At 50.2% G+C, this 7,791-nt stretch carries 8 protein-coding genes; 2 read left to right on the top strand and 6 right to left on the bottom strand.

The features are described from left to right. Positions 1 to 85: 85 nt before the first annotated feature. The 3 genes from DI44_RS17850 to DI44_RS19410 form a co-directional block, all read right to left on the bottom strand. Positions 86 to 340, bottom strand: coding sequence for a sigma-70 family RNA polymerase sigma factor (locus DI44_RS17850; RefSeq protein ID WP_081823167.1), 255 nt, complete (start codon positions 338 to 340; stop codon positions 86 to 88). After that, positions 337 to 1,512, bottom strand: a complete 1,176-nt coding sequence (locus DI44_RS11355; RefSeq protein WP_033024989.1) for an ISL3 family transposase — start codon at positions 1,510 to 1,512, stop codon at positions 337 to 339. The genes DI44_RS17850 and DI44_RS11355 overlap by 4 nt, the downstream gene beginning before the upstream one ends. Before the next feature lie 89 nt (positions 1,513 to 1,601). Then, positions 1,602 to 2,315: a hypothetical protein gene (locus DI44_RS19410; protein WP_241766372.1), complete on the bottom strand. Its 714-nt coding sequence runs from the start codon at positions 2,313 to 2,315 to the stop codon at positions 1,602 to 1,604. Positions 2,316 to 2,742: 427 nt separating this feature from the next. On the opposite strand from DI44_RS19410, the gene DI44_RS11365 reads away from it, so the two are divergent. Both DI44_RS11365 and yyaC read left to right on the top strand, forming a co-directional pair. Next, a complete protein-coding gene (locus tag DI44_RS11365) occupies positions 2,743 to 2,934 on the top strand; it encodes a hypothetical protein (protein ID WP_033024985.1) in 192 nt (63 codons plus the stop codon). Positions 2,935 to 3,014: 80 nt separating this feature from the next. Further along, on the top strand, positions 3,015 to 3,566 hold the full coding sequence (yyaC, locus tag DI44_RS11370; protein ID WP_011230498.1) for a spore protease YyaC: 552 nt from the start codon (positions 3,015 to 3,017) through the stop codon (positions 3,564 to 3,566). Positions 3,567 to 3,650: 84 nt separating this feature from the next. Here yyaC and ptsP read toward each other — a convergent pair whose 3' ends face one another. The 3 genes from ptsP to ptsG all read right to left on the bottom strand — a co-directional run bounded on the left by ptsP (position 3,651) and on the right by ptsG (position 7,763). Further along, a complete protein-coding gene (gene ptsP, locus DI44_RS11375; protein WP_033024984.1) occupies positions 3,651 to 5,372 on the bottom strand; it encodes a phosphoenolpyruvate--protein phosphotransferase in 1,722 nt (573 codons plus the stop codon). Next, positions 5,372 to 5,638 (bottom strand): phosphocarrier protein HPr, encoded by a 267-nt coding sequence (locus DI44_RS11380; RefSeq protein WP_011230496.1) that lies wholly within the window; start codon positions 5,636 to 5,638, stop codon positions 5,372 to 5,374. The genes ptsP and DI44_RS11380 overlap by 1 nt, the downstream gene beginning before the upstream one ends. 106 nt (positions 5,639 to 5,744) lie before the next feature. Then, the gene (gene ptsG / locus DI44_RS11385; protein ID WP_033024991.1) at positions 5,745 to 7,763 is read right to left on the bottom strand and encodes a glucose-specific PTS transporter subunit IIBC; all 2,019 of its coding nucleotides are present in this window, start codon (positions 7,761 to 7,763) and stop codon (positions 5,745 to 5,747) included. Positions 7,764 to 7,791: the final 28 nt, after the last annotated feature.

The following is a 7,791-nucleotide window of genomic DNA, read 5'->3' as shown; positions in this document are numbered from 1 at the left end:
CAACTCCTGGGTTTGTTTGTGTCGCTACTCACATTCTACAGGAAAGGTGCTCTTTTTTCTATACCCTTTGGATTTTATTGGATAATCAACACGCCTGTTCTTTTTTTAATTTTTCTAATGCTTTTCTATGGAGGTTAGAAACGTTTTGTGGAGTAGAATCTAAAATGTTGGCAATTTCACGCAAAGTTAAATTATTGACATAAATCATTTCTAAAATTAAAACTTGTTTTTGAGTTAGAACATCTAAAGCTCGATATAACCTTTCGTTTTCAATTTGGTCCTTTAACGAACGTTGTTCAAAAACAGGTTCATCACCAAAAGTTGTACTTGCACCTGTCATGAAAGTATGTTAGCTGTTTCTAGCCGAACCCGCAATGCAAAACGCTGGATATTTCTGTATCCGTATCCCCGACGTTTCATCAGCTTGATCTTGTTATTTGTTCCCTCCATTTTCCCATTTGAATAAGGGGATAAAATGCACGATATGATTTCGTCTGTTCGTTTGACGAGTGATTTTGCGATGGCGCGAACAGCAGAACAAGGACAAAACAAATACCGATGAACCCAGGCGTTCAAACGACGTTTCGCTTGTCGCTCGCTTTGGCTTTTGGATACATAACGAAAATGTTGAAGGGATTGATAGACAGCCTGCAAGGAATCGCTCTCTTTCTGCCACTCCCGCACCGTTTGGCGCTCCTCCTCGGTGAGTTTCTCGGGACACTGGGTCAATAAGCGGCAAACATACCGAACATGCCCGTGTTTCTTGTTCCCTTTTCCGAAGGATTGGCGGCATCGATCCAACGCTTCCGTAAACAATTGAATCACATGAAAATAATCGACCACATGCTTCGCTTCCGGACACACCCCTTGAATGGCTTTTTTCATCGCTGGAGCCAAATCGCTCACGACATACTGAACAGAATCAGACACAGGAGCCAACACACGTCCAATGGCTTCCTCGTTCTTTCCTGCTTCAAGGGCATACACTTCTCCCGTTTCGGCATCCATGATCGCCACTCCGTAATCATGCCCTTTTCGAAACGCAAACTCATCGACACAAACTGCCTTTGGTTGGATGTCATTCGATAGGAAGGAAGGGGCATGGGTATAAAACCAACGTTCCGCGGTCGTGTAAGGAAGCTTGAGCATACGAGCCACCGCCTGAATGGATGTTCCGATGCAAGATTGCGCCACCCATTGCTGAAACGCATCCGTCGCTACACTTCGAGGGGAAATTCCGGGATAAGACGTGCTGAATGTCATGCCACATGTACCACAACGTCTACGCTCCACAGGGAGTTCCACCCAAAAGATGCCGATCCGTTGAGCATACCCATGCATCCATTGCTTCTTTTTGCCTGTCATTTTGATTGTACGCTTCAAGCAGACAGGACATAATGGGCATTGTTCGGGTAGAGAAAGTTCGAAAATCCAACGTTCTTCTTCTTTTCGCACCTTTTGAATCAAAACATCTGGTAAATCGATGAGTTCTTTGATAAACTGAGCGTACATGCGAATTTTCCTCCAATGGTTTGGTTTGGTCACCTTTACCATACAGGAAAATTCGCATTTTTTGTATCCTCTATTTTCCCTATGCATACCTATCTTAAAATCTCAAGTACAACTTGTGGTGAAGAGCCTTTATTTTCTTTATTTGTAAATAAAATGGAGCCATCGTCTTGAATGTCTGCATGTAAATTCGTTTTCAGACGGAATTTGAAAATATGATAGCCAGCAAACGAATGAAGAACCAAATCTTCTTTTGTTGACTCGTTAAATGCAATATTTTGCAGGTCTATGCTCGGAAAAATGTTTTTGTGAACAATTTTGTTGTCTTTTTTCTTATAGACGGCGGCAACATCCTTCGCTTTTATCGGTTGTGCGTTATTGCCTGCCGCCTCTAAAATAGAATAGGAAATCGAATATCCATTGTAATGGAACGTGGCGTATTCTCCATCGACCATCTTTTTATAAAAGTTTGTCTCCAAAATGGTATTCTCTGTTTCAACGTAATTCGTATTATTGGTGCTATCCGTTAGGCTAGAAGATACTTCCTCAAATAGTTTTTGTCCCTTTTTCTTCACATGAATAGGCTCAAAGTAAATCTTCTTGGTAAACGTGCCATCGCCGTTGTAGTAAACCTTTGTATTCTCAGTTCTTTCCTCTATGATTTCCCCTGGCTTGAGATCACGTTTCAGAGCTTCCGGCACCTTTGGCGGCCCCTCTTTTGGCGCCACACGGTCAACCCCTGATCGGATCGTTTCGGCAAGCCCCTTTGTCGGGACGCTTGACATCACTAAAGCCCATACGATCATCCAAACCAACCATCGTCACAAACGAATGTTTCTCATATGCTCTCCTTCCCGATTTCCATTACTTTTACAATCAAATTGTATCTTTCCTCCTCCCTGCCATCCATCGTTTTCGACAGACAAAGTTCGACATGGTTTTTCATTTTCTTCGGAAGCTTTTGCGAGTAAACCAATTTGTATGTGAAATGGAGAAAGAGTCCTAAACGAAGATTGCCAGTGGTTGCTTGCGATGGTGATCTTGATCACTTAGCGAAAGGCTGTAAATGATCGTTTTATTTGAACACCAAGCTACCCGCTTTCCGTGAAAATCCCGTCGGCAAGCGGTGATTTTCATCCCCGGGTCGAGGGCAAACTTGTCCATGGACCTTTCTTGGCGCTTTTTCTAGGTTTCGGTTATGATGAGGGTAAAACGAACGAAAGGGGGATCAGCATGTACGATAAACATTTATACGTCTTTGACGGCAACACCCCGCGCGAAGCGGTCATCCGCAACTATACGACAGACGACTTCAATGATCTCATCCGCGTGCAGCAAGAAAGTTTAGAAGACGAAGAATCGCTCAACCATGCCGTGTTAATGGAATGGCGCAATCCGTTCAAGCAAAAACAAGGACACAATTGACAGAAACGAAAAAAAGGAATCACCAGCATCGGCCGCGAACTAAGAAAAGGAGAACGACCGACGGAAAGGAATCGCGGCCGATGAAATCGATTTTGTATAGTGATCCGCTTGCTCCTTTGCTTATTCGCAATGAATTGTTTTCCCTGCTGCCAGCGCACATTTCCCGTTTGACCGTCGTTTGCATCGGCAGCAACCGTATCAACGGCGACAGCCTAGGGCCGTTCGTCGGCACGCTGCTTGAAAACGCCTATCCGGATCATCTAACCGTAATCGGCACACTCAGGCAACCTGTCGATGCGACAAACATCCGACGCGTTTCCGAGCAATTGCAAAACGAACACGGAGCATATGTAGTGGCGATCGACAGCATTGTCGGGCCGCAGCCGTTTGTCCATACGATCGCCATCCGCCCTGGCGCCCTTTCCCCTGGCACTGCGCTTGGCAAATCGCTGCCATCGATTGGCGACATCAGCATGATGGGCGTCGTGATGGAAGATACCGCCGATATGAGCGCACTTCCGTACACGAATTTGCACATTGTTTACCAAATGGCGAAAGTCATCGCTTTAGGCCTTTCACTTACGATCCGGCAGCGGTATGGCTATGAATCATCGACACCGCTGTTGGCTTGAACAGAGCGCGGAAACATATGTCTTGCCTTTAAAGGCAAAAAAAGGCGCAGCGGCCGATTCATGCCGCTGCACCTTTCGCTATGATCAAGCCATATGGAACGTTCGTTTGACAAACGACACGACTTCCTCAGCCGTACCAAGCGACAGCACTGTCTCTTTCACGCAGACCGCATCCTCTTTTGACAGCCGCTTCAACTGGGCGCGCGCCGGCAAAATCGAGGTGGCGCTCATGCTGAACTCATCAAGGCCAAGGGCAAGCAAAATCGGAATGGCGATCGGGTCGCCGGCCATTTCCCCGCACATCCCGACCCATTTTCCTTCGCGATGGGCGGCATCGATCACGTGGCTGATGAGCCGCAAAATAGCCGGGTTGTACGGCTGGTACAAATACGCAACCCGCTCATTCATCCGATCGGCCGCCATCGTATATTGGATCAGGTCGTTCGTTCCAATGCTGAAGAAATCGACTTCTTTCGCAAACTGGTCCGCCATGACGGCAGCTGCCGGGATTTCCACCATCATGCCGACTTCAATTCCATCCGCAACGGCAACCCCTTGGCGGAGGAGCGCCTCTTTTTCTTCAAGCAAAATGGCTTTCGCTTGGCGGAATTCATCGAGCGTCGCAATCATCGGGAACATGATTTTCAAATTGCCGTACACACTCGCCCGCAACAAGGCGCGCAGCTGCGTCCGAAACATGTCTTGCATCTCAAGGCAAAGGCGGATCGCCCGGAACCCTAAGAACGGATTCATTTCTTTCGGCAGCTGCAAATACGGCAGCTCTTTGTCGCCGCCAATGTCAAGCGTCCGGACGACGACCGGCTTGCCATCCATCTTTTCAAGCACCGTTTTGTAGGCCGCAAACTGTTCGTCTTCCGTAGGCAGCTCTGATCGTCCCATGTATAAAAATTCCGTGCGATACAACCCAATCCCTTCCGCCCCGTTGGCTAACGCTCCTTTCACATCGTCCGGCGTGCCGATATTGGCCGCCAGCTCAACGTGCACGCCATCAGCGGTAACCGTCGGTTGATCGACAAGCTTCGCCCATTCCGCTTTTTGCTCCTCATAGCGAGCCCGCTTCTCTTCATAACGCGCAAGCAGCTCCGGGGACGGATTGACGACGACTTGACCGTCAAGTCCATCGACGATGACAATGTCTCCGTTTTGCACTTCCGCCGTAATCGCCTTCGTGCCGACGACGGCAGGGATTTCGAGCGAACGGGCCATAATGGCCGAATGCGACGTCCGCCCGCCGATGTCGGTGGCAAATCCTTTCACATATTGGCGGTTCAGCTGCGCCGTATCGGATGGCGTCAAATCCTCAGCGATAATGACGACCTCTTCGGAAATGAGGCTCGGATTGGAGATCGTCACACCAAGCAAATGGGCGAGGACGCGCTTCGTCACATCGCGGATATCGGCGGCCCGCTCTTTCATATACTCATTGTCCATGCCTTCAAACATGGAAATGAAAAACGATGCCGTTTCATGGAGCGCATATTCCGCATTCACTTGTTCTGTTTTGATTTTTTCCTTAATCGGGTTCAGCAATTCTGGGTCGTCAAGCACAAGCAAGTGGGCGGCAAAAATGGCGGCTTTGTCTTCGCCAAGCTTTTCCAAGGCATGCTGTTTGATGGCTTCCAGCTCTTCTTTCGCTTTCGCGACCGCCGCCTCAAGCCGCGCAATTTCCGCCTCGACGTCGGCGACCGTCCGTTTTTCGGCCGCCAAATGAGGCGTCTCCAAGCGGTATGCCTTGGCGATGGCGATGCCGCTTGAAGCGGCGATGCCGTGAATCGTCTTTTCCATTATTCCGCAAGGCCTTCCTTTGCCAACGTATCGGTTAACGCCGCCATTGCTTCTGCCGCATCGGCCCCTTCTGCCGTGATTTTGATCGTCGCCCCTTTCGGAATTCCTAACGACATGACGCCCATGATCGATTTCAAGTTCACCGTTTTGCCGTTGTACTCAAGCTGGATTTCGCTGTTGAATTTGCTCGCTGTTTGCACCAAAATCGTCGCCGGACGAGCGTGGATGCCGGAATCAGAAACGACTTTAAACGTTTTTTCTGCCATGTCCATCATTCCCCTTTTCTTCAATTTTTTCTTTGCCATCATATCAAATGCAGGGGCGGGGAGGCAACGGAAAATGCTTGGCCCCGCCCCGCCGCGAATAAGCAGTTTAGCTGAGCGTAACAACAGCGTCTTCTCCTCGAGCAACCGGGCCTTGCTTGTTGATGTGAACCGTTTCGCCGGCTTCGAGATTCGTGAAAATCACCGGCGTGACAATCGATGGCGCGTTCTGTTTTACATAATCAAGGTCGACGCGCAAAATCGGCTGCCCTTTTTTCACTTCGTCGCCTTCCTTGACAAGCGCTTCAAACCCTTGGCCGTTCAGCTTCACTGTGTCGATGCCGACGTGGATTAACATTTCATGCCCGCCGGCCGACTGAATGCCAATGGCGTGCTTCGTCGGAAATACGTTGATGATTTTGCCATCAACCGGAGAGACGACCGTGCCGTCCGTCGGCATGACCGCGAAGCCGTCGCCCATCATTTTTTGCGAAAACACTTGATCAGGCACTTCAGCGAGCGGAACGACCTCTCCTGACATCGGCGAAGCGATCGTTTCGGACTTCGCGGCTTCCGGGGCCGCTGCTTTCGGTTTCTCTTCCGCCCGGGCCGGCGCTTTTCCTTGCATGATGTCTTGAATTTGCCCTTTTAACATATCCGATTTCGGACCGAAAATCGCTTGCACGTTGTTGCCGACTTCAAGCACCCCTGCGGCGCCGAGCGCTTTCAACCGGTCTTTATCGACCCGGCCGATATCATGGACCGAAACGCGCAAACGTGTAATGCATGCGTCCAAATGTTCGATGTTTTCCTTTCCGCCAAGGGCGGCGAGCACTTCGTACGGCAGATCGCCAGCGGCGGCTGCCTCGGCTTTCGGTGCTTCCTCGACCGTTTTTTCCCGGCCCGGCGTCGCCAAATCCCATTTGCGGATCGCAAAGCGGAATCCGAAATAATAAATCACGGCAAACACTAAGCCGACCGGAATGACAAGCCACCATGCCGTCCGGTTTGGCAGAACGCCAAACAGCAAGAAGTCAATGACCCCGCCGGAGAAGGTCATCCCGATTTTGACGTTCAACAGGTGCATGATCATAAACGACAAGCCGGCAAAGACGCAGTGAATGGCAAACAGCGCCGGGGCGACGAACAAGAACGAAAATTCGATCGGTTCGGTAATCCCGGTCAAAAACGATGTCAACGCGGCCGACCCCATGATGCCGGCAACGACTTTTTTGTTTTCCGGTCGCGCTTCGTGGTAGATCGCGAGCGCCGCTGCCGGGAGACCGAACATCATAAACGGGAATTTCCCGGTCATGAACGTGCCGGCCGTCAATTTGACCCCGTCTTTCAGTTGCTCGAAAAAGATTTTTTGATCGCCATGGACCACTTGCCCGGCTTTATTGACGTACTCGCCAAATTCAAACCAAAACGGTGCATAGAAAATATGATGCAAACCAAACGGAATGAGCGCCCGTTCGATGACGCCGAAAATGAACGCGGCCAACGTTTTGTTCGCATCGATCATATTGTGCGAAAACGCATTGAGCCCGTGCTGAATCGGCGGCCAAACGAATGTCATGAGAATGCCAAGCACGACTGCGGACGCCGCCGTCACGATCGGCACGAACCGCTTGCCGGCGAAAAAGCCGAGATATTGCGGAAGTTCGATATTGAAGTATTTGTTGTACATGTACGCTGCCAAAATCCCGACGATAATCCCCCCAAAGACGCCGGTTTGCAACGTCGGGATGCCGAGAATGTTGGCGTACGACGGGTCGGCGCCGATCATATCGGAAGTCACGCCCAAGATGACGCTCATCGTCACATTCATAATCAAGTAGCCGATGATCGCCGCCAAGCCCGCGACCCCGTCCCCGCCGGCAAGGCCGATCGCCACACCAACCGCAAACAAGAGCGACAAGTTGGAGAAGACGATGCCGCCTGCTTGCTCCATCACATTGGAGATGAGCACGACCCAGTCGGCTTTGAGCGCCGGAATTTTGTCAGTGAGCGCCGGGTTTTTCAAGGCGTTGCCAAGCGCCAACAAAATCCCGGCCGCCGGCAAGATCGCCACCGGCAGCATGAGCGCTTTCCCGACCTTTTGCAGCGTGCCAAACGCTCGTTTCATCTTCATAACCTCCCTCTAGAAATGTTGA

The sequence above is a fragment of the Geobacillus sp. CAMR5420 genome, assembly GCF_000691465.1.
In the GTDB taxonomy this organism is placed as follows: domain Bacteria; phylum Bacillota; class Bacilli; order Bacillales; family Anoxybacillaceae; genus Geobacillus; species Geobacillus thermoleovorans.
This window is presented reverse-complemented; position numbering and strand designations above follow the sequence as displayed.